Source organism: Variovorax sp. UMC13, assembly GCF_014170375.1.
Taxonomy (GTDB): domain Bacteria; phylum Pseudomonadota; class Gammaproteobacteria; order Burkholderiales; family Burkholderiaceae_C; genus Variovorax.
This window is the reverse complement of sequence record NZ_LZZW01000011.1, coordinates 115,960-141,545: the sequence shown is the minus strand read 5'-3', so window position 1 is coordinate 141,545 and position 25,586 is coordinate 115,960. Positions and strand designations below refer to the sequence as shown.

At 69.2% G+C, this 25,586-nt stretch carries 21 protein-coding genes and 1 pseudogene; 8 read left to right on the top strand and 14 right to left on the bottom strand.

All coding sequences use genetic code 11. The annotated features are described in order from the left end of the window. Positions 1 to 22: 22 nt before the first annotated feature. The 3 genes from glgC to A9977_RS07550 are packed head-to-tail and all read left to right on the top strand — an operon-like array spanning position 23 to position 5,275. Positions 23 to 1,330 (top strand): glucose-1-phosphate adenylyltransferase, encoded by a 1,308-nt coding sequence (gene glgC, locus A9977_RS07560; RefSeq protein ID WP_183024271.1) that lies wholly within the window; start codon positions 23 to 25, stop codon positions 1,328 to 1,330. Beyond that, entirely contained in the window at positions 1,330 to 2,772 is a 1,443-nt protein-coding gene (gene glgA, locus A9977_RS07555) for a glycogen synthase GlgA (RefSeq protein WP_183024270.1), read from the top strand. Before glgC ends, glgA begins: the two co-directional genes overlap by 1 nt. A gap of 31 nt (positions 2,773 to 2,803) precedes the next feature. After that, on the top strand, positions 2,804 to 5,275 hold the full coding sequence (locus A9977_RS07550) for a glycogen/starch/alpha-glucan phosphorylase (protein WP_183024269.1): 2,472 nt from the start codon (positions 2,804 to 2,806) through the stop codon (positions 5,273 to 5,275). 82 nt (positions 5,276 to 5,357) lie between these two features. Here A9977_RS07550 and A9977_RS07545 read toward each other — a convergent pair whose 3' ends face one another. The 4 genes and pseudogenes from A9977_RS07545 to A9977_RS07530 form a co-directional block, all read right to left on the bottom strand. Beyond that, on the bottom strand, positions 5,358 to 5,825 hold the full coding sequence (locus tag A9977_RS07545; protein WP_183024268.1) for a biopolymer transporter ExbD: 468 nt from the start codon (positions 5,823 to 5,825) through the stop codon (positions 5,358 to 5,360). 154 nt (positions 5,826 to 5,979) lie between these two features. Beyond that, positions 5,980 to 6,462 (bottom strand): annotated as a pseudogene (locus tag A9977_RS07540) (MotA/TolQ/ExbB proton channel family protein); the annotation flags it as partial. 80 nt (positions 6,463 to 6,542) lie between these two features. Then, a complete protein-coding gene (gene dapB, locus A9977_RS07535; RefSeq protein ID WP_183024267.1) occupies positions 6,543 to 7,373 on the bottom strand; it encodes a 4-hydroxy-tetrahydrodipicolinate reductase in 831 nt (276 codons plus the stop codon). A 109-nt stretch (positions 7,374 to 7,482) separates the two neighbouring features. Continuing rightward, entirely contained in the window at positions 7,483 to 8,034 is a 552-nt protein-coding gene (locus A9977_RS07530; RefSeq protein ID WP_183024266.1) for an outer membrane protein assembly factor BamE, read from the bottom strand. Positions 8,035 to 8,122: 88 nt separating this feature from the next. Between A9977_RS07530 and fur the strand changes: the two genes are divergently transcribed. Then, positions 8,123 to 8,542, top strand: coding sequence for a ferric iron uptake transcriptional regulator (gene fur / locus A9977_RS07525; RefSeq protein ID WP_183024265.1), 420 nt, complete (start codon positions 8,123 to 8,125; stop codon positions 8,540 to 8,542). 51 nt (positions 8,543 to 8,593) lie between these two features. On the opposite strand, the gene hprK is transcribed toward fur, so the two are convergent. From hprK to A9977_RS07505, 4 genes are all read right to left on the bottom strand, one after another. Continuing rightward, complete coding sequence (gene hprK, locus A9977_RS07520; protein WP_183024264.1) at positions 8,594 to 9,547, bottom strand: HPr(Ser) kinase/phosphatase; 954 nt, start codon at positions 9,545 to 9,547, stop codon at positions 8,594 to 8,596. An 82-nt stretch (positions 9,548 to 9,629) separates the two neighbouring features. Further along, positions 9,630 to 10,097: a PTS sugar transporter subunit IIA gene (locus tag A9977_RS07515; RefSeq protein WP_183024263.1), complete on the bottom strand. Its 468-nt coding sequence runs from the start codon at positions 10,095 to 10,097 to the stop codon at positions 9,630 to 9,632. Positions 10,098 to 10,203: 106 nt separating this feature from the next. Next, a complete protein-coding gene (gene hpf, locus A9977_RS07510; RefSeq protein ID WP_183024262.1) occupies positions 10,204 to 10,533 on the bottom strand; it encodes a ribosome hibernation-promoting factor, HPF/YfiA family in 330 nt (109 codons plus the stop codon). Between the two features lie 314 nt (positions 10,534 to 10,847). Continuing rightward, the gene (locus A9977_RS07505) at positions 10,848 to 12,956 is read right to left on the bottom strand and encodes an ATP-dependent helicase (RefSeq protein WP_183024458.1); all 2,109 of its coding nucleotides are present in this window, start codon (positions 12,954 to 12,956) and stop codon (positions 10,848 to 10,850) included. Between the two features lie 210 nt (positions 12,957 to 13,166). Between A9977_RS07505 and corA the strand changes: the two genes are divergently transcribed. After that, positions 13,167 to 14,153 (top strand): magnesium/cobalt transporter CorA, encoded by a 987-nt coding sequence (gene corA, locus A9977_RS07500; protein WP_183024261.1) that lies wholly within the window; start codon positions 13,167 to 13,169, stop codon positions 14,151 to 14,153. A 249-nt stretch (positions 14,154 to 14,402) separates the two neighbouring features. On the opposite strand, the gene A9977_RS07495 is transcribed toward corA, so the two are convergent. The 6 genes from A9977_RS07495 to bamE form a co-directional block, all read right to left on the bottom strand. Continuing rightward, the gene (locus tag A9977_RS07495; RefSeq protein ID WP_183024260.1) at positions 14,403 to 15,128 is read right to left on the bottom strand and encodes a 5'-methylthioadenosine/adenosylhomocysteine nucleosidase; all 726 of its coding nucleotides are present in this window, start codon (positions 15,126 to 15,128) and stop codon (positions 14,403 to 14,405) included. A 13-nt stretch (positions 15,129 to 15,141) separates the two neighbouring features. Continuing rightward, positions 15,142 to 16,821: a long-chain-fatty-acid--CoA ligase gene (locus A9977_RS07490; RefSeq protein ID WP_183024259.1), complete on the bottom strand. Its 1,680-nt coding sequence runs from the start codon at positions 16,819 to 16,821 to the stop codon at positions 15,142 to 15,144. 96 nt (positions 16,822 to 16,917) lie between these two features. Next, positions 16,918 to 18,420, bottom strand: a complete 1,503-nt coding sequence (locus A9977_RS07485; RefSeq protein WP_183024258.1) for an NAD(P)(+) transhydrogenase (Re/Si-specific) subunit beta — start codon at positions 18,418 to 18,420, stop codon at positions 16,918 to 16,920. Beyond that, positions 18,417 to 18,749 carry an NAD(P) transhydrogenase subunit alpha gene (locus A9977_RS07480; protein ID WP_183024257.1) on the bottom strand — a complete coding sequence of 111 codons (333 nt, stop codon included), beginning with the start codon at positions 18,747 to 18,749 and terminating at the stop codon, positions 18,417 to 18,419. Before A9977_RS07480 ends, A9977_RS07485 begins: the two co-directional genes overlap by 4 nt. Before the next feature lie 17 nt (positions 18,750 to 18,766). Continuing rightward, positions 18,767 to 19,897: a Re/Si-specific NAD(P)(+) transhydrogenase subunit alpha gene (locus A9977_RS07475; RefSeq protein ID WP_183024256.1), complete on the bottom strand. Its 1,131-nt coding sequence runs from the start codon at positions 19,895 to 19,897 to the stop codon at positions 18,767 to 18,769. Positions 19,898 to 20,005: 108 nt separating this feature from the next. Further along, a complete protein-coding gene (gene bamE / locus A9977_RS07470) occupies positions 20,006 to 20,401 on the bottom strand; it encodes an outer membrane protein assembly factor BamE (protein WP_183024255.1) in 396 nt (131 codons plus the stop codon). A 296-nt stretch (positions 20,402 to 20,697) separates the two neighbouring features. Between bamE and A9977_RS07465 the strand changes: the two genes are divergently transcribed. The 3 genes from A9977_RS07465 to A9977_RS07455 are packed head-to-tail and all read left to right on the top strand — an operon-like array spanning position 20,698 to position 25,586. Then, positions 20,698 to 21,432 carry a response regulator transcription factor gene (locus A9977_RS07465; RefSeq protein ID WP_183024254.1) on the top strand — a complete coding sequence of 245 codons (735 nt, stop codon included), beginning with the start codon at positions 20,698 to 20,700 and terminating at the stop codon, positions 21,430 to 21,432. Then, the gene (locus A9977_RS07460) at positions 21,429 to 23,150 is read left to right on the top strand and encodes a FecR domain-containing protein (RefSeq protein ID WP_183024253.1); all 1,722 of its coding nucleotides are present in this window, start codon (positions 21,429 to 21,431) and stop codon (positions 23,148 to 23,150) included. Before A9977_RS07465 ends, A9977_RS07460 begins: the two co-directional genes overlap by 4 nt. 15 nt (positions 23,151 to 23,165) lie before the next feature. After that, on the top strand, positions 23,166 to 25,586 hold the full coding sequence (locus A9977_RS07455; protein WP_183024252.1) for a CHASE2 domain-containing protein: 2,421 nt from the start codon (positions 23,166 to 23,168) through the stop codon (positions 25,584 to 25,586).

Below are 25,586 nucleotides of genomic sequence, written 5' to 3'. Positions count from 1 at the left end.
ACACCACCGGGAGACAAGCCGCATGACCACCGATAACGCCAGGATCCAACCCTTGCAGGCCCATCAACTGGTACGCCGCACCATCGCCCTGGTGCTGGCCGGCGGCCGGGGCTCGCGACTCAAGCAGCTGACCGACCGGCGCGCCAAGCCGGCCGTCTACTTCGGCGGCAAGTTCCGCATCATCGACTTCGCGCTGTCGAACTGCCTGAACTCCGGCATCCGCCGGATGGCGGTGGTCACGCAGTACAAGTCGCATTCGCTGATGCGCCACCTGCAGCGCGGCTGGAGCTTCCTGCGCGCCGAACTCAACGAGATGGTCGACGTGCTGCCGGCCCAGCAGCGCGTGGGCGACGAGCACTGGTACCGCGGCACGGCCGATGCGGTGTTCCAGAACCTCGACATCATCCAGACCCGCTCCACCCGGCACGACTACGTGGTGGTGCTGGCGGGCGACCACATCTACAAGATGGACTACTCGATCATGGTCAAGGACCATGCCGAGCGCGGCCTGGGCTGCACCGTCGGCTGCATCGAGGTGCCGCGCCACGAGGCCTCGGCCTTCGGCGTGATGGCCATCGATGCCGACCGCAACGTCACCGAGTTCCTCGAGAAGCCGGCCGACCCGCCCGCCATGCCCGGCCATCCCGACCTGGCGCTCGCGAGCATGGGCATCTACGTGTTCGATTCCGAGTACCTCTACCAGCTGCTCGAGGAAGACGCCATCAACCCCGACTCGAGCCACGACTTCGGCAAGGACATCATCCCGCGCGCGGTGGCCCAGGGCCGCGCGCTGGCGCATCCGTTCAGCCTGTCGTGCGTGACGCGCGGCGCCCGCGGGCCGCACGCGCCGGTCTACTGGCGCGACGTCGGCACGATTGATGCATTCTGGGCGGCGAACCTCGATCTGGCCTCGATCACCCCGGAGCTCGACATCTATGACACCGACTGGCCCATCTGGACCTACCAGCGGCAGCTGCCGCCGGCCAAGTTCGTGCTCGACCAGAACGGCCAGCCAGGCATCACGGTCAACACCATCGTGTCGGGCGGCTGCATCGTGTCGGGGTCGAAGGTGAGCAGCTCGGTGCTGTTCTCGGGCGTGCGCATCCACTCCTTCTGCGAGGTGCGCGAGGCCGTGCTGCTGCCCGACGTCGAGGTCGGTCGCCATGCGCGGCTGTCGAAGGTGGTGATCGACCGCGCCTGCGTGATCCCCGAGGGCATGGTGGTGGGCGAGGACCCGGTCGCGGACGCGGCCCGCTTCGAGCGCACCGAGACCGGCGTGGTGCTGATCACGCGCGAGATGCTGCAGCGGCTGGCCGAGGCACCGCACTGATGCGCATCCTCCAGGTCAGCGCCGAGTTCTTTCCCCTTCTCAAGACCGGCGGGCTGGCGGATGTCGCCGGCGCGCTGCCGGCGGCGCTGGCCCAGGCCGGGCAGGACGTGCGCGTGCTGCTGCCGGGCTTCCCGGCGATCCTGGCGGGTGTGACCGGGCTGGCCGAGGTGGCCGCCTTCGACGCACCCTGGGGCGAGCGCGCGGTGCTGCGCGCCGGCCGCATCGGCAGCGTGCACGCCTATGTGATCGACGCGCCCGCGCGCTACGACCGCCCGGGCAACCCCTACGAGGACGCATCGCGCCAACCCTACGAAGACAACGCGCGCCGCTTCGCTCTGCTGGGCTGGGCCGCGGCCCGGCTGGCGCGCGGCCTCGATCCGGGCTGGCGACCCGAAGTGGTGCATGCGCACGACTGGCATGCGGCGCTCGCGCCCGCCTACCTGGCGTTCGACCCGACACCGGGCCCGCGCGTGGGCAGCGTCTTCACGGTCCACAACCTGGCCTACCAGGGCCTGTTCCCGCCCTGGGAGTTCGCCGGCCTGGGCCTGCCGCCGGCCGCCTTCCACATGAACGGGCTGGAATACCACGGCCAGCTGTCGTTCATGAAGGCCGGGCTCTACTTCTCCGACCGGCTCACGACCGTCAGCCCGACGTATGCACGCGAGATCCAGACCCCTGCCCAGGGCTGCGGCCTCGACGGCCTGCTGCGCGGGCGCAGCGGCGTGCTGAGCGGCATCCTCAACGCCGTGGACGACGCGGTCTGGAACCCGGCCCACGACGCGCTGCTGCCCACGCCCTTCGACGCGCGCCATCCGGGCGGCAAGGCGGTGTGCAAGGCCGCGCTGCAGCAGGCGCTGGGCCTGGCCGTCGCGCCCGACGCGCCGCTGTTCGTGATGGTCAGCCGGCTCACCGAGCAGAAGGGCCAGCACCTGGTGCTGGGCGCGATCGACACGCTGCTGGCGCACGGCGGCCAGCTCGCGTTGCTGGGCACCGGCGAGCGCTGGCTCGAGGAAGCCTTTCGCGCACGCGCGGCCGCCGCGCCGCAATCGGTGCATGCCACCTTGGGCTACGACGAGGGCTTCGCGCACCGGCTGTTCGGCGCCGGCGACGTGACGCTGGTGCCTTCGATGTTCGAGCCCTGTGGTCTCACGCAGATGTACGGCCTCAAGTACGGTAGTCTGCCCCTGGTGCACCGCGTGGGCGGCCTGGCCGACACGGTGGTCGACTGCACGCTCGAGAACATGGCCGACGGCAGCGCCAGCGGCTTCGTCTTCGACGACTTCGACGCCGCCGGCTTCGACCGCGCGCTGCGCCGCGCCTTCGCGCTGTACCACCGGCCGGCCGACTGGCGCCGTGTCCGCGCGCACGCGATGCGGCAGCCGGCCGACTGGCAGACCGCCGCCGCGCACTACATCGCCGTCTGCGAGCAAGCGCTCGCCTGACCTTCCGATCCACACACACGACGACCCACCCATGACGATCGAAGAATTTGCCTACGACCATCCCGACCGCGACGTGGCCGCCTTCAAGCGCGCCGTGGCCAACAAGCTGATCTACGCGGTCGGCAAGGACCCGGTGGCCGCCAGCCCCGACGACTGGCTCAACGCCACCGCGCTGGCCGTGCGCGACCAGCTGGTCGAGCGCTGGATGGCGACCACGCGCGCCAGCTATGCGCAGGACGTCAAGCGCGTCTACTACCTGTCGATGGAGTTCCTGATCGGGCGCACCTTCACCAACGCGCTGCTGGCGCTGGAGCTGCAGGACATCGTCAAGCAGGCACTGGCCGACTTCGGCGTCGACATCGCGGCGCTGGCCGAGCGCGAGCCCGATGCGGCGCTGGGCAACGGCGGCCTGGGCCGGCTCGCGGCCTGTTTTCTCGATTCGATGGCCACGCTGGGCGTGCCGGGCTTCGGCTACGGCATCCGCTACGAGTACGGCATGTTCCGCCAGAAGATCGTCGACGGCCAGCAGGTCGAGACGCCCGACTACTGGCTCACGCGCGGCAACCCCTGGGAGTTCCAGCGGCCCGAGGTGACCTACCGGGTGCGCTTCGGCGGCCATGTGCAGAAGCGCGACGGCGGCAGCGCGGCCGACTGGGTCGACACCCACGACGTGCTGGCCGTGGCCTACGACACCATCATCCCGGGCTACGGCACGCAGGCCACCAACACCCTGCGGCTGTGGTCGGCGCGCGCCACCGAGGAGATCGACCTGTCGGCCTTCAACCGCGGCAACTACATGCAGGCGGTGGAGAGCAAGAACCACTCGGAGAACGTCTCGCGCGTGCTCTACCCCGACGACTCCACCGCCTCGGGCCGCGAGCTGCGGCTGCACCAGGAGTATTTCTTCGTGAGCGCCAGCGTGCAGGACCTGCTGCGCCGCTACCTGCGCACCCACAAGACCTTCGACAACCTGCCCGACAAGGTCAGCATCCACCTGAACGACACCCACCCGGTGCTCGCGGTGCCCGAGTTGATGCGCCTGCTGCTCGACGAGCACGGCCTGGACTGGGACACGGCCTGGGGCCACACGCAGAAGGTGTTCAGCTACACCAACCACACGCTGATGCACGAGGCGCTCGAGACCTGGCCGGTCGAGATGATGGGCCGCATCCTGCCGCGCCACCTGCAGATCCTCTACGACCTGAACGCGCGCTTCCTGGCCACCGTGACGCAGAAGCTGGGCCACGACGTGGAACTGCTGCGCCGGCTGTCGCTGATCGACGAGACCGGCGAGCGGCGCGTGCGCATGGCCTACGTGGCGGTGCTCGCGAGCCACTCGATCAATGGCGTGTCGGGACTGCACTCCGAGCTCATGAAGCAGTCGATCTTCGCGGACTTCAACCGCATCTTCCCCGAGCGCTTCAACAACAAGACCAACGGCGTCACGCCGCGGCGCTGGCTGGCGCAGGCCAACCCCTCGCTCGCGGCGCTGCTCGACCAGCGCATCGGCCGCGGCTGGCGGCGCGACCTGACGCAGCTCGAGGCGCTGCGCCCGATGGCCCAGCAGCCGGCCTTCGTGCGCGCCTTCCGCCATGCCAAGCGCGAGAACAAGCTGCGGCTGGCCAACTGGATCGAGCAGCACCTGGCGATCACGGTCGACACCGACGCGATGTTCGACGTGCAGGTCAAGCGCATCCACGAGTACAAGCGCCAGCTGCTCAACGTGCTGCACGTGGTCTCGCGCTACCAGCGCATCGTGGCCGCGCACGAGGCCGGACAGGCCAGCGAGCTGGTGCCGCGCGTGGTGGTGTTCGCGGGCAAGGCGGCCTCGGCCTACCACGCGGCCAAGCTGGTGATCCGGCTGATCAACGACGTGGCGGCGGTGGTCAACAACGACCCGCGCGTGGGCAAGCTGCTCAAGGTGGTGTTCCTGCCCAACTACAGCGTGAGCCTGGCCGAGGTCATCATGCCGGCGGCCGATTTGTCGGAGCAGATCTCCACCGCCGGCACCGAGGCCTCGGGCACCGGCAACATGAAGTTCGCGCTCAACGGCGCGCTCACCATCGGCACGCTGGATGGCGCCAACGTCGAGATGAAGGACAACGTCGGCGACGACAACATCTTCATCTTCGGCAACACCACGCCCGAGGTGGCCGACATCCGCGCGCACGGCTACCAGCCGCGCAGCTTCTACGAAGCCAACCCCGAGCTGCAGGGCGTGCTCGACGCGATCCGCGACGGCAAGTTCTCGCCCGGCGAACCCGCGCGCTACCAGGGCATCTACGACACGCTGGTGAACTGGGGCGACCAGTACCTGCTGCTGGCCGACTACGCGAGCTACGTCGAGACCCAGGCCCGCGTCGATGCGCTCTACCGCGACCCCGAGGCGTGGACCCGCATGGCGATCCTCAACGTGGCGGGCATGGGTGCGTTCTCCTCGGACCGGACCATCGCGGAGTACGCGCATCAGATCTGGAAGACCAAGCCGGTGATCCTGGGTTGAGGTTCTTCTTCCTTCCTCGCCGGGGGAAGGGGGAGCCCCCATCCCTGCCTTCCCCCGGAGGGGGAAGGAGCCATACCGAGACTCAGCGCGGCTTGTCGGCCGGTGGCGCCTCGGTCACGAAGCCGATGCGGTTCAGCCCCGCCTTGTTCGCGATGCCCATGAGCACCACCACGCGGCCGTAGGGCACGGTCTGGTCGGCGCGCAACTGGACTTCGGTAGTGCGGTCGGCGGCGGCGGCCTGGGCCAGGCGGGTCGCGAGTTCCTCGTCGGTCACCGGCTGGTCGTTGAGGAAGGTCTGGCCCCTGGCATCGACCGACAAACCGACGAACCTGGGCGTCTCGTTGGCGGTGCCGGCGCCGGTGCGCGGCAGGTCGAGGCGGATCGAACTGGCCATCAGCGGCGCGGTGATGATGAAGATCACCAGCAGCACCAGCATCACGTCGACCAGCGGCGTCACGTTGATGTCCGACATCGGGCGCTGGCCGCCCGCGCCCATCGCGCGCCCGCCGCCGCCGGCGGCGGAACCCAGGGAGCTGCGACCGAAGGCCATGGTGCGACGCGCTAGACGGGCATGGGCCGCGCGGGCGGCGGCGGGGCCCATGCCCGGGCTCGCCGAACAAGCCCAGCAGGTCGTGCGCGAAGCCTTCGAGCTCGGCCTCGATGCGGCCGATCACGCGGCCGAACACGTTGTAGGCCAGCACGGCGGGAATCGCGACCGCCAGGCCGAAGGCCGTCATGATCAGCGCCTCGCCCACCGGGCCGGCCACCTTGTCGATGGTGAAGCCCCCCGTCTGCCCCGCGATGCCCGCGAGCGCGCCGTGGATGCCCCAGACCGTGCCCAGCAGCCCGACGAAGGGCGCGGTGGCGCCCACGGTGGCGAGCAGGATCTGGCCCGATTGCAGGCGGCGCAAGGCCGCATGCAGCGCGTCGCGCAGCGCGCGCGTGAGGCGCTGGTTGCGGTCGCCGCCATGGCCCAGCGTGGCGCCTTGGGCCTTGCCGGCCAGGGATTGGAGCGCAGAGACCGCCGGCAGCACCAGCCGCGGGCCGTCGAAGCCCGCCACGCTGCGTTCGGCCTCGGCCAGGGTGGGCGACTGCCAGAAGGCCGCGATGCTGCGCAGCACCGCGCGCGTGCCGCCGCGCAGCAGCCAGGCCTTGAGCAGGATCGCGATCCAGCTGGCCACCGACATCGCCACCAGCAGCGCCGCCACCGCGCGGCTGACGCCGTCGCCCTGGGTCAGCAACTGCAGCACGCTCATGGCGCCAGAGCCTACTTCAAGCCCAGCACGTCGAACATGTCGAACAACCCGGCCTTCTGGGTGGCCAGGAAGCGCGCGGCGCGCAGGCTGCCCTGCGCGTAGGTGGTGCGGCTGGACGACTTGTGCGTGATCTCGATGCGCTCGCCGGTGCCGGCAAACAGCACGGTGTGGTCGCCCACGATGTCGCCGCCGCGGATGGCCGAGAAGCCGATGGTCGAGGGGTCGCGTTCGCCCGTGATGCCTTCGCGGGCGTACACCGCGCATTCCTTGAGGTCGCGGCCCAGCGCGTCGGCGATGACCTCGCCCATCTTGAGCGCGGTGCCCGAGGGCGCGTCGACCTTGTGGCGATGGTGGGCCTCGATGATCTCGATGTCGTAGCCGGTCGACAGCGCCTTGGCCGCCATCTCCAGCAGCTTGAAGGTCACGTTGACGCCCACGCTCATGTTGGGCGCCATCATGATGGCGATGTCCTTGGCGATCTCGGCGATCTCGGCCTTCTGGGCCTCGCTGAAGCCGGTGGTGCCGATCACGGCCTGCACGCCCAGTTCGCGACAGACGGCCAGGTGCGCCAGCGTGCCTTCGGGACGGGTGAAGTCGATCAGCACCTGCGCGCCCTGGAGGCCGGCCCGCAGGTCGGACACGATCGGCACGCCGCTGGTGAAGCCCAGGAAGGCCGCGGCATCGGTGCCCAGCGCTTCGCTGTCGGCACGGTCGAGCGCGCCGGCCAGGGCCAGGTCGTCGGCGTTGCGCACGGCCTCGATCAGCATGTGGCCCATGCGGCCGGAGGCGCCGGCGATCGCGATGCGGCGCGTGGAGGAGGACGGGGCGGAGAGTTCGGTCACGCGGATTCAGCCTTCAGCAGATTCGGGAGGGTTCGGGTCAAACGCGGCGGTGCGTCCCCGGGGGCGCAGGCCAGCGCACGGCCGGCACCCAGGCCGGCCTGGCGCCTCGTCAGCGCGTGGATTCGAGCGGCGGGTAGCTCGGCGGCAGCGGGGCCAGGGGCGCGGGCGCCGCCGGCGCGGCGTCGGTCTTGGCCGGGGCCGCCTTGTTGAGCTGTTCCTCGGTCGCTTCGAGCGGCGGGATCTTGCCGCTGAACTTGCGCACGTCGAGGCCGGCCACGAATTCTTCCTCGCTGGGCATCGGGTCGCCCTGGTATCGCTCGAGCAATTCACCCTTGAAGAACAGGGTCAAGCGGCGCTGCTGCGGCTCCACGCCCTGGCGACGGATGGTGAACACGTAGTCCCAGCGGTCGGAATGGAAGACGTCGGTGAGCAGCGAGGTGCCGAGGATCTCGCGCACCTGCTGGCGCGACATGCCGGGCTTGAGCGCCTCGACCTGTTCCTTGGACACGAAGTTGCCCTGCACCACCTCGACCTTGTAGGGCGTCACGGCGTAGAGCATGCCGCGCGTGCGGTCGGTCACGCTGCTGCAGGCGCCGAGCGACACGCTCGCCACGACGGCGGCAGCCAGTAGGCACAGGCGGCTTTGGGAATTGGCAAGCATGGGAAAAAGGGGGAGCGATATGATCGACCCATTGTAGCGGCTGGCCTTTTTGCGGATGGCCGCATGCACGGCTGGCTGAGGAACGACCATGGGCAATATCGACGAACTCAAGAACACCGGCCTCAAGGCCACGCTGCCGCGTCTGAAGATCCTCGAGATCTTCCAGACCGGTGGCCAGCGCCACATGACGGCCGAAGACGTGTTCCGCGTGCTGCTCAACGAACGCTCGGACATCGGCCTGGCCACCGTCTACCGCGTGCTCACGCAGTTCGAGCAGGCCGGCATCCTGGAGCGCAGCCACTTCGAGAGCGGCAAGGCGGTCTACGAGCTCAACGAAGGCACGCACCACGACCACCTGATCTGCACCTCCTGCGGCAAGGTCGAGGAGTTCTACGACGCCGAGATCGAGCGCCGCCAACAGCTCATCGCCAAGGACAAGGGCTGGATCCTGCAGGACCACGCGATGTCCCTGTACGGCCTGTGCGGCGACTGCGCCAGCCGCAGGTAACAGAAGCTTCCGGTCTTTACACGCGCTTTGCGCGTGCCAAGGCCCTGCCGCTCAGTCCTGGGCCGATTCCATCGCCTTGTGGTGGCGCGCCACGAAGTCGGCATAGGTGTCGATGCCGCGCAGCTGCAGGATCGAATTACGCACCGCCGCCTCGACCAGCACCGCGATGTTGCGCCCGGCCACCACCTGGATGATCACCTTGCGCACCGCGATGCCCAGCACGTCCTGGGTCAGCGGCGCCGCGGGCATGCGCTCGTAGTCGCGCTCGAAGCTGTCGCGCCGCACCAGGTGCACGATCAGCTTGAGCCGCATCTTCCGGCGCACCGCGGTCTCGCCGAAGATCGCGCGAATGTCGAGCAGGCCGATGCCGCGCACCTCCAGCAGGTTCTGCAGCAGCTCGGGGCAGCGGCCCTCGATGGTGTTCTGGTTGATGCGGAACAGGTCGACCGCGTCGTCGGCCACCAGGCCGTTGCCGCGCGAGATCAGCTCCAGGCCGAGCTCGCTCTTGCCCAGGCCCGACTCGCCCGTGATCATCACGCCCAGCCCCAGGATGTCCATGAACACGCCGTGCATCGAGGTGCGCTCGGCGAAGTGCTTGGACAGGTAGGCGCGCAGCAGGTCGATCACGTAGGCCGAGCCGTCGCGCGTGGCGAACAGCGGCAGCTGCGCGCGCTCGCAGATGGCCAGCAGCTCGTCGGGCGCGGCCTGGCCGTCGGCCAGCACCAGCACCGGCGGCTCCAGGGTGACGATGCGCGCGATGCGGCGCTCGCAGTCCTCGGGCGTGCCGCGGGTCAGGTAGGCGATCTCGCGCGCGCCCAGGATCTGGACCCGGTAGGGGTGGATGTAGTTGAGGTAGCCGACCAGGTCGGCCGCCGATTGCGCCCGGCTGATGACTTCCGCGTCGAACTGGCGCTCGGACGCGCCCAGCCCGGCCAGCCACTCCCAGCGCAGCGGCCCGCGGAATTCCTCGAACATCGCGTCGGCGCTGATGACGGTGGGTTTCATGCCCTAGAGAATAAGCGCAGAAACGGGGTGTCACGCCGCGCGGCGGCAACGGCCGCCGCAGGCCGGGGCTGGCGCCCCGGGGTCAGGCGACCTGCGCCGACTGCCAGCCCGCGATCAGCGCATGCAGCGCGGCCGCGTCGGTGCTGGACTTGATCTGCTCGCGCAGGCCGGCGTCGCTCAGCAGCTCGGCGATCTCGGACAGGATCTCCAGGTGCTTCTGGGTCGCCGCCTCGGGCACCAGCAGGAAGATCAGCAGCACCACAGGCTGCTCGTCGGGCGCATCGAAGCCGATGGGGTCGGCCAGCTGGAACACGGCCGCCATGGGCGATTTGAGGCCCTTGATGCGCCCGTGCGGGATCGCCACGCCGTGGCCGAGCCCGGTCGAGCCGAGCCGTTCGCGGGCGAACAGGCTGTCGGTGATCAGGGCACGCCCCAGGCCATGGAGGTTTTCGAACAGCAAGCCGGCTTCCTCGAAAGCACGTTTCTTGCTGGTGGCGTCAACGCTCACGAGGACTTGAGCGGGCGGCAGGATGGACGCTAGGCGATTCATGGGTGGGGTCGGAGCGGGGGCGATTATGCACCCCTGCCGTAAAAAGCAAAGAGCCACCCGAAGGTGGCCCGCAAGAGTATTTGCCCGAACAGGTCGAAGCCGAACCTTACATCAGACGCTTGGGTGCTGCGTGATGATGGTCCTGGAGCTTGTCCTTGTGGCGCACGACTTGGCGGTCGAGCTTGTCGACCAGCTCGTCGACGGCGGCATAGAGATCAGCGTGGCTCGACTCCGCGAACATGTCGTTGCCCTTGACGTGGATGTTGCATTCCGCCTTCTGGCGGCTGTCCTTCTCCTTCTGCTTTTCCACCGTGAGGAGCACCTTGACATCGACCACCTGATCGAAGTGCCGGGTGATCCGGTCCAACTTGGTGGTGACGTAGCTGCGCAGTGCAGGGGTGACGTCGAGGTGATGACCGCTGATCGTCAGATTCATGAATGACCTCCTGGAATTGACGGTTGGGAAAAATAGCCTCTGCACCGGGATTGGCGCATCGACCGGGGGGAAGGAAAACGGGGGGAAGGGGAAGAGAAATGAGCAAAGAGAGGAAGGGGTCGATTCACTATGCCCAAGGCGCGAAGCGATTGCAATCCCTCCGCGGGCCGGCCCGCCGAGCGGCACCCGGACCGCTTCCGAATTCATAGCACCAGACGCCGTGCCGGCAACGCTTGCCAGCGCGAGGAGGACCAAAGGTAACGCTGCGATGCAGGGGCTTACGACCCTTCTGCGGGCAGGGTGGGCGCGGCGTTTCAGCGCCAGCTGGCACGCATGCGGGCCAGCAGGTCGATGGTCGCGGCCGGTGGCGGCGTGTGGGGCGCGCGCGGCGGCGGGGGCGGCCAGGTGAGTTGCTCGAAACGGGCCGCATCGGCCTCGGTGACGAAGCGGCTGCGCCCGGCATAGAGATGGCGGTCGCCGCGGGCCGACTGCTGCGTCACGTAGAAGCGCTGCGGCACCAGCAGGTGCAGGTGGTCCTTGGCGCGCGTCATCGCGACGTAGAGCAGGCGCCGCTCCTCCTCGAGTTCCTGCGCGCCCTGGGCCACGTCGGCCGGCAGGCAGCCGTCGACCACGTTGAGCACATGCACCGAAGTCCACTCCTGGCCCTTGGCCGAATGGATGGTCGAGAGGATCAGGTAGTCCTCGTCGAGCAGCGGCGGCCCGGGGCGGTCGCTGGTGGCCTCGGGCGGGTCAAGCGTGAGCTCGGTCAGGAAGCGCTCGCGCGAGCCGTAGCCGGCCGCGAGGCGGGCCAGCTGCTCGACGTCGCCGCGGCGCAGCCCGGCGTCATCGTGCAGGCGTTCGAGGTGCGGCAGGTACCAGCGCAGCGCGAGCTCCATGTCGGCCGGCCAGGCCAGCGTGGGCGCGCGCAGCGCGGCATAGATCTCGGCGAAGCGCGCCCATTCGACCAGCGCCGAGGCGGGCGGCACGAAGGCCTGCACTGCCGCCGCCGGATCGGCCGCCACGTCCATCGCGTCGAGCAGCCGCGCGGCCGTGACCGGGCCGATGCCCGGGATCAGCTGGGTGACGCGGAAGCCCGCGATCCGGCTGCGCGGGTTCTGCGCGAAACGCAGCACCGAGAGCAGGTCCTTGACGTGCGCGGCCTCGAGGAACTTGAGCCCGCCGTACTTGACGAAGGGGATGTTGCGCCGCGCCAGCTCGAGCTCGAGCGCGGCGCTGTGGTACGAGGTGCGGAACAGCACCGCCTGCGACTTGAGCGCCAGCCCGCCCTCGCGGTGCGCGAGCACGCGGTCGGCCACCCACTGGGCCTGCTGCGCCTCGTCGGGCACCAGCACCAGCTGCGGCCGGCCGGCCGAGGGCTTGTCGGTCCAGAGCGTCTTGGCGTGGCGCTCGGCGGCCGCGGCGATCACCGCGTTCGAGACGTCGAGGATGGGCTGCGTGGAGCGGTAGTTGCGCTCCAGCGTGACGATGCGCGCGGCCTGCGAGAACTGGCCCGGGAAGTCGAGGATGTTGCGCACCGTGGCGCCGCGGAAGGAATAGATCGACTGCGCGTCGTCGCCGACCACCGTGACGCCGCGTCCGTCGGGCTTGAGGCCGCACAGGATCGCGGCCTGCAGCCGGTTGGTGTCCTGGTACTCGTCGACCAGCACATGGTCGAAGCGCTCACCGATCAGCGCCGCCAGCGCGGGCTCGGCCACCATGCCGGCCCAGTAGAGCAGCAGGTCGTCGTAGTCGAGCGCGTGCTGCTGCTGCTTGGCCTCGACATAGGCCGCGAACAGGCGCTTGAGTTCGCTCTCCCATTCGGCGCACCAGGGGAAGGCATGCGCGAGCACCTCGGCCAGCGACCCGCAGGTGTTGACCGTGCGCGAATAGATCGACAGGCAGGTGCTCTTCTGCGGAAAGCGCTTCGCGGTGGTCGAGAAGCCCAGTTCGTGGCGCACCAGGCCCATCAGGTCCTCGGCGTCGCCGCGGTCGTGGATGCTGAAATTCTCGGCCAGCCCGATATGGGTCGCGTACTCGCGCAGCAGGCGCGCGCCGATGCCGTGGAAGGTGCCGGCCCAGGGCAGCGAAGGCGCCGCATCGGAACGCAGCCCCAGCACTTGCGCCGCGACCTGGCCGGCGCGGCGCGACATCTCCTGCGCGGCCCGACGCGAGAAGGTCAGCAGCAAGATGCGCTGCGGATCGACGCCCTGCGCCACCAGGTGCGCCACGCGGTGCGCCAGCGTGCTGGTCTTGCCCGAGCCCGCGCCGGCGATCACCAGCAGGGGCCGCGCATCGGCGAGGGCCGCGCCCACGCCGTGCTCGACCGCCGCGCGCTGCGCCTCGTTGAGCGTCGCGAGCGCGGCCGCCAGGCGCTCGGCCTGGGTGGCGGGGACGGCGGAAACAGGATGGGCGGCAGGCTGCATCGAGGCGCTACTGTACTGGATGTTCATCCAGCCATCGACTTCGGCGCCTCATGCTGCAGTGCCATAATCGCGCCTCGCTGCAACCCCGGAGACCCGCATGGAAAGCTATCCGTCTCGGCAGCTTTCAACTCCCTCCTGAGCGTCGTTGGCGAGGGTCTTGAAAGCGCCCTTCCCGCCGCCAACCGCAAGACCTTTTCACGGGAGTGAGCCATGCTCAACATCTTCACGCTTGCCAACGGGCGCCTCGTTCAGGAAGAAATCGAGGCCCTCGAAGAGCTGTCACAGTTCCAGCCCATCTGGGTCGACCTCGAATCGCCCACGGTCGAGGAGAAGCGCTGGATCAAGCAGTACTACGGCCTGTCCATCCCCGAAGACGCGATGGACGAGGACATCGAGGAATCGGCGCGCTTCTACGAGGAAGACAACGGCGAACTGCACATCCGCAGCGACTTCCTGATCGACGAGGAAGAGAACGCGCGTTCGGTGCGCGTGGCCTTCATCCTCAACCAGCACAACGCCGAACTGCGCAGCCGCGGCGTGCTGTTCTCGATCCACGATCAGGACATTCCGGTGTTCCGCCTCTTGCGCATGCGCGCGCGCCGTGCGCCGGGCCTGATCGAAGACGCCAAGGAAGTGCTGCTGAAGCTGTTCGACGCCGACGCCGAATACTCGGCCGACACGCTGGAAAACATCTACGACGAGCTCGAGGTGGCGGGCAAGAAGGTGCTCGAGGGCAACGTCAGCGACGAACTGGCCGGCGAGGTGCTGGGCGCCATCGCGCGCCAGGAAGACTTGAACGGGCGCATCCGCCGCAACGTGATGGACACGCGCCGCGCGGTGAGCTTCATGATGCGCAGCAAGATGCTCAACGCCGAGCAGTTCGAGGAGGCGCGGCAGATCCTGCGCGACATCGAATCGCTGGACAACCACACGGCCTTCCTGTTCGACAAGATCAACTTTTTGATGGATGCGACCGTCGGTTTCATCAACATCAACCAGAACAAGACCATCAAGATCTTCTCGGTGGCCAGCGTCGCGCTGCTGCCGCCCACGCTGATCGCCAGCGTCTACGGCATGAACTTCCGCGTCATGCCCGAGATCGACTGGGCCTACGGCTATGCCTATGCGATCGCGCTGATGGTGGCGAGTGCGCTGGTGCCGATGTGGTACTTCCGGCGCCGGGGCTGGTTGAAATAGACCACCCCCGAGGGCTTCGCCCTCCCCCTCAAGGGGGCGACACCGCTGGCCCGGCTAAGCCGGTTCCAGGGTGTCTCTGGTGAAGACACGTGAAGACGGGATCACCCCCGAGGGTTGACGCCCTCCCCCTCAAGGGGGCGACACCGCTGGCCCGGCGGAGCCGGTTCCAGGGTGTCTCTGGTGAAGACGCGGACCACGCCCGCTGGCCCGGCAAAGCCGGTTCCAGGGTGTCGCTGGCGAAGGCCGCTGCTAGCGTTGGGGTTTGGGCAACGCGCTCAGCAGCGCATCCACGATTGCAGCCGAATACGGGCTGGCGACGGTGCGGATGAATTCGAGGAAATCGCCGTGCGCTGCGTCGTCGGCGCGGTCGGAGATGGTGCGCACTGCCGCGAAGGGCAGGTCGAAGTCGTGGCAGACCTGGGCGAAGGCGGCGCCTTCCATTTCCACGGCGAGGGCATCGGGCAATTCGGCCTGCAGCGCGCGCGCTTCGGCCGTGGTGGACACGAAGCGGTCACCGCTGATCACCAGCCCGTGGTGCACGCGGGCCTGCGGCAGGGCCGTGCGGGCGGCTTCGCGCAGCGCGGCGGCGAGTTCGGCATCGGCCGGGAAACGGCTCCTCGCGTAGAGCGGCACCTCGTGGCGCGGGAAGATCGGCGAGGCGTCCATGTCGTGCTGCAGGAAGGCCTCGGCGACCACCACGTCGCCCACCCGCACGCCGGGCCCGAGGCCACCCGCGACGCCGGTGAAGACCACGCGGCCGACGCGGAAGCGCTCGGCCAGCACCGTGGCCGTGGTGGCGGCCGCCACCTTGCCGATGCGCGCGAGCACCGCGATCACCTCGTGGCCCTGCAGATGGCCCTGCCAGAAGTCGCGGCCCGCGACCGTGACCCGGCGCTCGTCAGGCATGCACTCGAGCAGCGCGGCCAGCTCTTCGTGCATCGCCGCGACGATGGCGATCGGCGCCGCAGCGTGCATCCTGCGGCCCTTCCTACTGCTTTGCGTCGCGCAGTTCGCGGCGCAGGATCTTGCCCACCGGCGTCTTGGGCATGTCGGTGCGGAACTCGATGACCTTGGGGCGCTTGTAGCCCGTGAGGTTCTCGCGGCAGAAGGCACGCACCTGCTCTTCGGTCAGCGACGGGTCCTTGCGCACGATCACCAGCTTGACCGCCTCGCCGGTCTTCTCGTCGGGCACGCCGACGGCCGCGCATTCGAGCACGCCCGGGATCAGCGCCGCCACGTCCTCGATCTCGTTCGGGTACACGTTGAAGCCCGACACCAGGATCATGTCCTTCTTGCGATCGACGATCTTGAAGAAGCCGCGCTCGTCGACCACGCCGATGTCGCCCGACTTGAACCAGCCGTCGTCCGTCATGACCTTGGCGGTCTCGTCGGGGCGCTGCCAGTAGCCGGCCATCACCTGCGGGCCCTTGATCGCGATCTCGCCGCGCTCGCCGGGCGCCACCTCGTGGCCGGCGTCGTCGAGCAAGGTCATGCGCGTGCTCGGCAGCGGCACGCCGATGGTGCCGGTGTAGGCAGTGCTGGTGATCGGGTTGCAGCTGACCGTGGGCGAGGTCTCGGACAGGCCGTAGCCCTCGCAGATCGGGCAGCCGGTCTTCTCGAGCCAGAGCTTGGCCACGGCGCCCTGCACCGCCATGCCGCCGCCGACCGAGACCTGCAGGTGCTTCCAGTTCACGGTGCCGAAGTCGGGGTGGTTGGCAAGGCCGTTGAACAGCGTGTTGACCGCGGGAAAGCTGTGGAAGTTGTGCTTCGACAGCTCCTTGAGCGTGGCCGCGAGGTCGCGCGGGTTCGGGATCAGCAGCACCTTGCCGCCGGTGCGCAGGCCCAGCATCATGTTCACCGTGAAGGCGAAGATGTGATAGAGCGGCAGCGCGCAGACGCTGGTCGGCTGCTCGCCGGCCGGCACCTTCTGCATCGCGGGCGAATTCCAGGCTTCGGACTGCAGCACGTTGGCGATCACGTTGCGATGCAGCAGCACCGCGCCCTTGGCCACACCGGTGGTGCCGCCGGTGTACTGCAGCACCGCGATGTCGTCGGGACCGACCACCGGGGCCTTGAGCGGATGCCGCCCGCCGTCGCCCAGCGCCTTGTTGAAGCGCACCGCGCCCGGCAGTTCGTAGGCCGGGACCAGCTTCTTGACCTTGCGCACCACGTAGTTGACGAGCGCGCCCTTGAGCAGGCCCAGCCGGTCGCCCATGGCGCCCAGCACGATGTGGCGGACCGGCGTGGATGCGAGGCAATGCTGCAGCGTCGCCGCGAAGTTCTCCATGATCACGATGGTCGTCGCGCCGCTGTCCTGCAGCTGGTGCTCGAGTTCGCGCGCGGTGTAGAGCGGGTTGACGTTGACCAGGATCAGGCCGGCGCGCAGGATGCCGGCCACCGCGATCGGGTACTGCAGGCAGTTGGGCATCATCACCGCCACGCGGTCGCCCTTGACCAGGCCCAGGCCTTGCAGGTAGGCCGCGAAGTCGCGGCTCTGCCGGTCGACCTCGGCATAGCGCATGTCCTTGCCCATGAAGCTGTAGGCCACGCGGTCGGCGTACTTCGAGAAGCTCTCCTCCATCAAGCCGACCAGCGAGGCATAGCTCGAGGGGTCGATGTCGGCGGGGACGCCGGGGGGATAGCTCGCGAGCCAGGGACGGTCCGTCATGTTCTTGTCTCCACTTGAGAAAAAAAGAAAGCGCCGCGACGCGGCGCCTGCGCTCTTCAGGCGAAGGCCTGGCCGGCCCATGCGGCCGGCCCGGGCCTACTCGATCGCCTTGCCCATGTCTTCCACGACCTTCTTGGCGTCGCCGAAGACCATCATGGTCTTGTCCATGTAGAAGAGTTCGTTGTCCAGGCCCGCGTAGCCCGCGGCCATGGAGCGCTTGTTCACGATCACCGTCTTGGCCTTGTAGGCCTCCAGGATCGGCATGCCGTAGATCGCGCTGCCCTTGGTGTGCGCCGCAGGGTTCACCACGTCGTTCGCACCCAGGATGATCGCCACGTCGGCCTGGCCGAACTCGCCGTTGATGTCCTCCATCTCGAACACCTGGTCGTAGGGCACCTCGGCCTCGGCCAAGAGCACGTTCATGTGCCCCGGCATGCGCCCGGCCACCGGGTGGATCGCGTACTTCACCGTGATGCCCTTGTCGGTGAGCTTCTGCGCGAGTTCCTTCACCGCATGCTGCGCTCGCGCCACCGCCAGGCCGTAGCCCGGCACGATCACCACCGTCTCGGCGTTGCTGAGCACGAAGGCCGCATCGTCCGCGCTGCCGCTCTTGACCGGGCGCTGCTCCTTGGCCCCGCCGCCGGCCGTGACCGCCTCGCCGCCGAAGCCGCCCAGGATCACGTTGAAGAAGCTGCGGTTCATGGCCTTGCACATGATGTAGCTCAGGATCGCGCCCGAGCTGCCCACCAGCGAGCCCGCGATGATCAGCATGGCGTTGTTCAGGCTGAAGCCGATGCCCGCCGCCGCCCAGCCCGAGTAGCTGTTGAGCATCGACACCACCACCGGCATGTCCGCGCCGCCGATCGGGATGATGATCAGCACACCCATCACGAAGGCCAGCGCCAGCATCGCGAAGAAGGCGGTCCAGCTCTCGGTGAAGACGAACACCAGGCCCAGCGCGATGGTCAAGAGGCCCAGCACCAGGTTGAGCATGTGCTGGCCCGAGAACTGCACCGGCGCGCCCTGGAACAGGCGGAACTTGTACTTGCCCGAGAGCTTGCCGAAGGCGATCACCGAGCCGCTGAAGGTGATGGCGCCGATGGCCGCGCCCAGGAACAGCTCCAGGCGGTTGCCTGTGGGGATGGCGTAGCGCAGGAAGCCGTCGATCAGCACTGCGCCGCCATCGACCGTGACGCTGCCGATGGCCGCGGCCACCGGTGCGGCCGTGATGCCGAAGGCCCAGGGCTCGGCCACTGCGGCCACGGCGATGAACACCGCCGCCAGACCGATCATGCTGTGCATGAAGGCCACCAGCTCGGGCATCTTGGTCATCTCGACCTTGTTGGCCATGTAGGCCCCCAGGCCGCCACCCACGACCAGTGCCACCAGCACGTAGGCGATGCCGGTGCCGAAGTCGATGTTCAAGGCTTTCGCCTGGCCATGGATCAGCGCGATGGTGGTCAGCACCGCGATCGCCATGCCGGTCATGCCGAAGACGTTGCCGCGGATGGAGGTGGTGGGATGGCTCAGGCCCTTCAGGGCCTGGATGAAGCAGACGCTGGCCACCAGGTACAGCAGCGTGACGAGGCTCATGCTCATGCTGCGTCTCCCTTGCCGGCAGCGGGTGCGGCCGTCTTCTTTTCCTTCTTGCGGAACATCTCCAGCATGCGCCGGGTGACCAGGAAGCCACCGAAGACGTTGACCGCGGCCAGCGCCACGGCCAGCACGCCCATGGTCTTGCCCAGCGGCGTGGTGGTGAGCGCGGCCGCGAGCATCGCGCCCACGATCACGATCGCCGAGATCGCGTTGGTCACCGCCATCAGCGGCGTGTGCAGCGCGGGCGTGACGGTCCACACCACGTGGTAGCCCACGTAGATGGCCAGCACGAAGATGATCAGGTTGATGACGGTCGGGTTGACGGAATCCATGTCGGCTCCTTGTTCTTTTACTTGCGCGTCACTTGGCCGTCGCGCGTGACCAGGCAGGCCGCCACGATGTCGTCCTCGAGGTCGATCTTCAGGCCGCCCTCCTTGGGGCAAATCAGCTTGAGGAAGTCCAGCACATTGCGCGCATACAGCGCCGATGCATCGGCCGCCACGCGCGCGGGCAGGTTCGTCTCGCCCACGATCGTCACGCCGTGCTTGACCACGGTCTTGTCGGCTTCCGAGAGCGGGCAGTTGCCGCCCACGCCATCGGCGCCCTTGCCCGCGGCGATGTCCACGATCACCGAGCCCGGCTTCATGGACTTGACCATCTCTTCGGTGATCAGCGTCGGGGCCGCGCGGCCCGGGATCAGCGCCGTGCTGATCACGATGTCCGCCAGCGCCACGCGCTTGGCCACCTCGACCTGCTGGCGCGCCAGCCAGCTCGCGGGCATGGGCTTGGCATAACCGCCCACGCCGACAGCGGCTTCCTTCTCTTCGGGCGTGTCGTAGGACACCTCGATGAACTTGCCGCCCAGCGATTCGATCTGTTCCTTCACGCTGGGGCGCACGTCGGACGCTTCGATCACCGCCCCCAGGCGCTTGGCCGTGGCGATCGCCTGCAGGCCCGCCACGCCCACCCCCAGGATCACCACACGCGCGGCCTTGACCGTGCCCGCCGCCGTCATGAGCATGGGGAAGAAGCGCTGGTACTGGTCGGCCGCGATCATCACGGCCTTGTAGCCGGCGATGTTGGCCTGGGAGGACAGCACGTCCATGCTCTGGGCGCGCGTGGTGCGCGGGGCCGCTTCCAGAGCGAAGCCCACCGCACCGGCAGCCGCCAGGCGCTGCAGGCCCGTGGCATCGAAGGGGTTGAGCATGCCGATGACCACCGCACCGGGCTTGAGCCGTGCGGCTTCGGCATCGGACGGCGCACGCACCTTGAGCACGATCTCGGCCCCAAAGGCCTCGGCCGCCTCGACGATGCGCGCACCGACGGCTTCATAGGCCGCATCGGTCACGCTGGCTGCCACGCCCGCGCCCGATTGAACGATCACCACGTGGCCCTGCGCCACCAGCTTCTTCGCGGTCTCCGGCGTCACCGCCACGCGTGTCTCTCCGGCCAGCGTCTCCGCTGGTACTCCTATCAGCATAAGGAATCTCCTCGGGGCAGCGGGGCTGCGTTGTTATTCGCGCCGGAGCTTACCCGATGCACCCGCCGACTTCCCGCAATGCGCCTATAGGGGTGCAGCCGTTTGTTTTCAGGGGGCGGCTTTTCCTTGCGCCTGCGCCGGCGTCTTGACGCTCAACCAGTCGCCGCAGGCCGAGGGCTGCCAATGGACGCTGCGCACGGTGCGTGCGCCGTCGAAGCCCAGCTTGACGCGACAGCTTGTGACGCCGCCGCCGCTGCGGAAATGGAAGAGGTACTCCCAGGTCGCGGCGTCGGCCTCGCCGCGCTCGCGGCCGAGGTCCGGCGCGCCGAACCAGCGCCGCAGGTCGGCCTCCCGCACGCCGGGTTCGAGTTGCGCGACCAGCGCGCGGTCCGGAAAGCTGCCGACGGCGCGCACGACCGGCGCCGTGCCAGCCAAGGTCCAAGCGGCCAGATCGGGTCCGGGCGATGCGCCACAGCCCATCAGCAAGCCCGTGCCAGCGGCCATCAACCCCATGGATTTTTTGAAAGAATTCTTCAGAAACATTGCGCTCCACCCACCACCGACGCGTTCAATTGCAAATGAATGTCAAATAAACGGAATGGGAAATTTTTTGCTTCGCGCAATGTAATGAGCGCGCACGGCGTGAGCCAAGGCAATAGGTCCGATTTTTGGCAATTAATGACAATTGTTGACTATTAAGACCACATCCGTGCACTAGTTGACAGTTGAAAGACTCGATACACTTGGTCGACAGACGCCCCGCACCTAGACTCCGGGCCTCAAAACAAAAGGGAGTTGCAATGCGCATTGCCGCACTTGACGACGAATCGGGCCAACTGGATCTGATTCGCCTGACGATGGAAGGAATCGGCCATGAATGCCATGGCTTTTCCGATGGAACCACGCTGCTGCGCGAATTGCGCCTGCAGACCTACGATTTGCTGATCCTGGATTGGACGCTGCCCGATGTGCAGGGACCGACCGTGGTGCGCTGGATCCGGGAAGACCTCAACAGCCGGCTGCCCATCCTCTTCGTGACCAACCGCCGCGAAGAGGCCGACATGGTGGAAGGGCTCACGGCCGGCGCCGACGACTTCATGGTCAAGCCGATCCGCATCGCCGAACTCGAGGCGCGGGTGCGGGCCTTGCTGCGGCGCTCCTATCCCGCGCAATTCGAGCCGGAACTGATCTTCGGCCCCTACCACTTCCACCCCCACTCGCGCACGCTGCGCTTCAAGGGCGAACCGACCGAGCTCAAGCACCGCGAGTACGAGCTCGCGCTGTTCCTGTTCCAGAACCTGGGCCGCCTGCTGTCGCGCGAACACCTGCGCGAAGCGGTCTGGGGCCTGGGCGCCGAGACGCCCTCGCGCTCGCTCGACACCCACATCTCCCGCCTGCGCACCAAGCTCGATCTGCGCCCCGCCAACGGCTTCCTGCTGTCGGCGATCTATGGCCTGGGCTATCGGCTGGAGTCGATCGACGGCAGCGATTTCACGACGACAACGCGGGAGTCGGCCAACGGCACCCCGGAATGACGCCCGCCCGACGCCCGCGCCGGCGGGCGCTGGCCGTGCTGTGGGCGGGTGCGCTCGCGATGGCGGGCAGCCTGCAGGCGGTCGCGGCGCCGCACGGCGATCTTCGGCTCCTGGTGCGGCCCGGCGACACGCTGCAGTCCCTGGGCGAACGCCATCTGCGCTCGCCCTCGCGCTGGCGGGAACTGCAGGCGATCAACCACCTGGGCGCGCATGACGCGCTCGAAGCAGGCAGCGTGCTGCGCATCCCGCGCGCCTGGCTGCGCCCGGCCTCCCTGGCGACGGCCCGGGTCGAGTTCGTGCAGGGGGACGCGCTCGGCATCGCGCCGCCCGAGGCACCCGCGGCGAAGGCCAGGCCGGCCGCGGAGCCCGCGAGCCCGCTGGCCACCGGCGACGCGGTGACGGAAGGCACACAGATCCAGGTGCCGACGGACGGCTTCCTGCGGCTGCGGCTGGCCGACGGCTCGGTGGTGCGGGTGCTGGCCGACTCCGATGTCGAGCTCAAGCGACTGCGCAGCAAGCGCCACACCGGGTCCTACGAATCGGTGATCGAAGTGCACCGCGGCAAGGTCGAGTCGGAGGTGGCGCCGCAGCCCAAGGGCCGCCTGTTCGAGATCCATGCGCCGGGCGCCGTGGCCAGCGTGCGCGGCACGCGCTTCGCCGTCGCGGTTTCGCCCGAGGGCCGGGTCTCGACCGCGGTGACCACGGGCGTGGTCAAGATGCGGCCACGCACGCACGGCGCACCCATGGCCGACCTGCTGGCCGGCGAAGGCGCCGTGCTCGAGGCCAGCGGCGCCTTCCACAAGCGCCCGGCCCTGCCGCCGCCGCCCGACCCCTCCACCCTGCCCGACCTGCTTCAGGACGCGGAGCGCCTGGTGTTCCAGCTGCCGACGCCCACGGGCACGGTGGCCGGCTACGAAGTGCGCATCGCGCGGCCGGAGCGGCTGAGCGAGGTGCTGCGCAACGGCGTCTTCGAGGGCGGGCGCGTGCAGTTCCCGGCGCTGGAGGACGGCGACTACCGGATGAGCGTGCGCGCCATCGACCGCGAGGGTCTGACCGGACCCAAGATCGGCCACCCCTTCCGCATCCAGGCCCGCCCGGTGCCGCCGGGCTACCGCGCGCCCGCGCCGGGCGCGCGCCTGACCGCCGAGGCCGGTCGGCTGGTCTGCGCCGCGACGGCCGAGGCGCAGGCGGTGCGCCTGCAGCTGGCGGCCACGGCCGACTTCGCGCGGCCGCTGCGCGACGAGCGGCTCACCGGCAGCTGCGATGCGGACCTGGCCGCACTGGCCCCCGGCGCCTACTGGTGGCGCGTGGCCACGCTCGCCCGCGATGGGGCCGGCGCCGAGCACCAGGGCCCCTTCGCCGCGCCGCAACCCTTCACCGTCGTGCCGACGCCCACCATCGCCGACCTGCGGCTCGACGACCGGCGCGAACAGCCGACGCTGCACTGGCGCGCCGAGCCCGGCCAGACCTTCCGCGCACAGCTCGCGCGCGACCCCGGCTTCGGCGCGCCGCTGCTCGACCTCGAACTGGCCACGTCCCACTGGACGATCAGCGGCCCGGCGCGCGGCAACTACCACGTGCGGCTGCAGGCGCGCGACGCCTCGGGCCTGGCCGGCCCCTTCACGGCGGCCCGTACGGTGCACATCGGCCCGGTGGTGGACACCGCCGGCGGCGAGGTCCTGCGCACGGGTGACGGCAGCCCGGTCGAGCGGCCCTGAGCGCGCGTCTTCACCATGCCTGCTCCTGCGGCGCCTCCTTCGCACGATCGCCGCCCGCGCCGTAAAGGCCGCTTGCGCCGGATGCTGGCGCGCCGGCTGGCCTGGCTGCTGCTCGCGGGCGGGCTGACCGCGCTGGTCACGCTGCTCACGCTGACGCAGCCCATGCCGCGCTTCGACCGCATGCTGCAGGACAACGCCAGCGCCGAGATGCGCCAGCCGCCCTCGCAGGAGATCGTGATCGTCGCCATCGACGAGCAGAGCATCGCCGCCATCGGCCGCTGGCCCTGGCGCCGCGCGCTGCATGCCGAGCTGCTGCGCCGCATCGCGGCGGACAACCCGCGCTGCATCGGGCTCGACCTGCTGCTCACCGAAGCCGATCTCGACCATCCCGGCGACGACGAGGTGCTGGCCACGGGCATCGCCGACAGCGGCTGCGTCGTGCTGCCGATGGCGCTGCAGTCGCGCGGCACGCAGCAGCCGTCGGAACTGCTGCCCCTGCCGGCGCTGGCCCAGGCCGCCGCGGCCATCGGCCATGCGCACCTGTCGCTGGACGAGGACGGCGTCGTGCGCAGCGTCTACCTGCGCGAAGGCTTCGCCGGCCGCGGCTGGCCGCACTTCGCGCTCGCGCTGCAGCAGGCCGCGCAGGCCTACGCCGGCGGCCCGCCACCGACCGGGCCCGCGCCGCGCGCGATGACGGGGAAGCCGTCGGGCCCCTGGGAGCGCAGCGGGCACGAAGCGATCGTCTTCACCGCCGGTTCCGCCGGCACACCACCCTTTAAGACCGTGTCGTACATCGACGTGCTGCGCGGCCAGGTGCCGCCCGGCACCTTCCGCGGCCGCTATGTGCTGGTCGGCGCCACCGCGGCCGGGCTGGGCGACCTCTACGCCACCGCGACCCCGCACCCGACCGGCCTGATGCCCGGCGTCGAGATCTTCGCCAGCGTGCTGCAGGCGCTGCTCCACGGACGCCAAGTGGTGGTGGCCAGCCCGACCCAGGACCTGGCCTACAACCTGGTGCCGATGGCCGTCGCGCTGCTGGGCCTGCTGTGGCTGCGTCCGCTGGCGGTGGTGGCGCTGATCTGCGCGCTGCTCGCGGTGCGCCTGGGCCTGCACAACGCCCGGCCCTGGATCGGCATCCAGTTCACGCCGGCCTCGGGCTTCCTGGGCCTGCTGCTGGTCTATCCGCTGTGGAGCCTGATGCGGCTGACGGCCGCGCTGCGCTACCTGCGCTGGGGCACCGAGCAGCTCAACGAGGCCCTCGACGGCCTGCCGGTGGCCGGCCCGCCGAAGCTCGAGGGCGACTTCCTGGACCGCCAGATGACCGCCACCTCGGCCGCCGGCCTGCGCATGCGCGACCTGCACCGCTTCGTGCGCGACGGCATCGACCAGATGGCCGACGCCACGCTGGTGCTGGACCTCGGCGGTCACGTCTTCATCGCCAACCTCGCCGCGGCCCGCCACTGGAACACGACGCCGCAGCGCCTGGTGGGCCGGGATGCGCACGAGCTGCTGGCCGACCTGCGCTGGCGCACCACGGGTGCGCCGATGCTGACGCGCGGCGCGCTGCGCTCGAGCGAACGGCAGCCCATCCTCGGCGAGGGCGAGGACGCGCTGGGCCGCATCCTGCTGCTGCGCTGCGTGCCCTTCTTCGATGCACGCAACCGCCATGCGGGCTGGATGAGCGCGCTGGTCGACATCACGGCCATGCGGCAGGCGCAGAGCCAGCGCGACGAGGCGCTGCGCTTCATCTCGCACGACATCCGCGAACCCAGCGCGTCGATCCTCACCGCCGTCGAGCTCGCACGCACCCGCCCCGAAGTGCTGGGCGGCGCGGCGCTGCTGCAGCGCATCGAGCGCCACGCGCAGACCGGGCTCGAACTGGCCGACGGCTTCGTCAACCTGGCGCGCGCCGAGGCCCAGCCCTTCCATGCCGAGGTGCTCGACGTGGCGAGCCTGCTGCAGCAGGCCATCGACAACGCCTGGGCCCATGCGCACAAGAAGCAGGTGCAGGTGCGCTTCTCGAGCACGCACGAGGAGGCGTACTGCATCGCCGACCGCTCCCTGCTGACCCGCGCGTTCACCAACGTGCTGAGCAATGCGCTCAAGTACTCGCCGACCGGGGCCGAGCTCGACTGCTCGGTGCGTGCGCGCGAGAACTTCTGGGCCATCGCCGTGCGCGACCACGGCCCGGGCATCCCCCCGGCGCTACAGTCGCAACTGTTCCAGCCTTTCCATCGCCTGCACCGCGAAACCCATCCGGAGGTGCACGGCGTGGGCCTGGGCCTGTTGCTGGTGCGCACGGCCGTGCAGCGTCACGGCGGCACGATCGAGATCGACAGTGCGGCCGATGCCGGCTGCACCGTCACCCTGGTTCTTCCGCGCCCCAGCGCCGCCGACATGGAGGCACTGGGCCATCCTCCTCACCACAAGGAATGA

Coding starts and splice junctions, on each gene's coding strand:
- glgC (WP_183024271.1), top strand. CDS start 23: ATGACCACCGATAACGCCAGGATCCAACCCTTGCAGGCCCATCAACTG.
- glgA (WP_183024270.1), top strand. CDS start 1,330: ATGCGCATCCTCCAGGTCAGCGCCGAGTTCTTTCCCCTTCTCAAGACC.
- A9977_RS07550 (WP_183024269.1), top strand. CDS start 2,804: ATGACGATCGAAGAATTTGCCTACGACCATCCCGACCGCGACGTGGCC.
- A9977_RS07545 (WP_183024268.1), bottom strand. CDS start 5,825: ATGGCCTTCGGTCGCAGCTCCCTGGGTTCCGCCGCCGGCGGCGGCGGG.
- A9977_RS07530 (WP_183024266.1), bottom strand. CDS start 8,034: ATGCTTGCCAATTCCCAAAGCCGCCTGTGCCTACTGGCTGCCGCCGTC.
- fur (WP_183024265.1), top strand. CDS start 8,123: ATGGGCAATATCGACGAACTCAAGAACACCGGCCTCAAGGCCACGCTG.
- hprK (WP_183024264.1), bottom strand. CDS start 9,547: ATGAAACCCACCGTCATCAGCGCCGACGCGATGTTCGAGGAATTCCGC.
- A9977_RS07515 (WP_183024263.1), bottom strand. CDS start 10,097: ATGAATCGCCTAGCGTCCATCCTGCCGCCCGCTCAAGTCCTCGTGAGC.
- hpf (WP_183024262.1), bottom strand. CDS start 10,533: ATGAATCTGACGATCAGCGGTCATCACCTCGACGTCACCCCTGCACTG.
- A9977_RS07505 (WP_183024458.1), bottom strand. CDS start 12,956: ATGCAGCCTGCCGCCCATCCTGTTTCCGCCGTCCCCGCCACCCAGGCC.
- corA (WP_183024261.1), top strand. CDS start 13,167: ATGCTCAACATCTTCACGCTTGCCAACGGGCGCCTCGTTCAGGAAGAA.
- A9977_RS07495 (WP_183024260.1), bottom strand. CDS start 15,128: ATGCACGCTGCGGCGCCGATCGCCATCGTCGCGGCGATGCACGAAGAG.
- A9977_RS07490 (WP_183024259.1), bottom strand. CDS start 16,821: ATGACGGACCGTCCCTGGCTCGCGAGCTATCCCCCCGGCGTCCCCGCC.
- A9977_RS07485 (WP_183024258.1), bottom strand. CDS start 18,420: ATGAGCATGAGCCTCGTCACGCTGCTGTACCTGGTGGCCAGCGTCTGC.
- A9977_RS07480 (WP_183024257.1), bottom strand. CDS start 18,749: ATGGATTCCGTCAACCCGACCGTCATCAACCTGATCATCTTCGTGCTG.
- A9977_RS07475 (WP_183024256.1), bottom strand. CDS start 19,897: ATGCTGATAGGAGTACCAGCGGAGACGCTGGCCGGAGAGACACGCGTG.
- bamE (WP_183024255.1), bottom strand. CDS start 20,401: ATGGCCGCTGGCACGGGCTTGCTGATGGGCTGTGGCGCATCGCCCGGA.
- A9977_RS07465 (WP_183024254.1), top strand. CDS start 20,698: ATGCGCATTGCCGCACTTGACGACGAATCGGGCCAACTGGATCTGATT.
- A9977_RS07460 (WP_183024253.1), top strand. CDS start 21,429: ATGACGCCCGCCCGACGCCCGCGCCGGCGGGCGCTGGCCGTGCTGTGG.
- A9977_RS07455 (WP_183024252.1), top strand. CDS start 23,166: ATGCCTGCTCCTGCGGCGCCTCCTTCGCACGATCGCCGCCCGCGCCGT.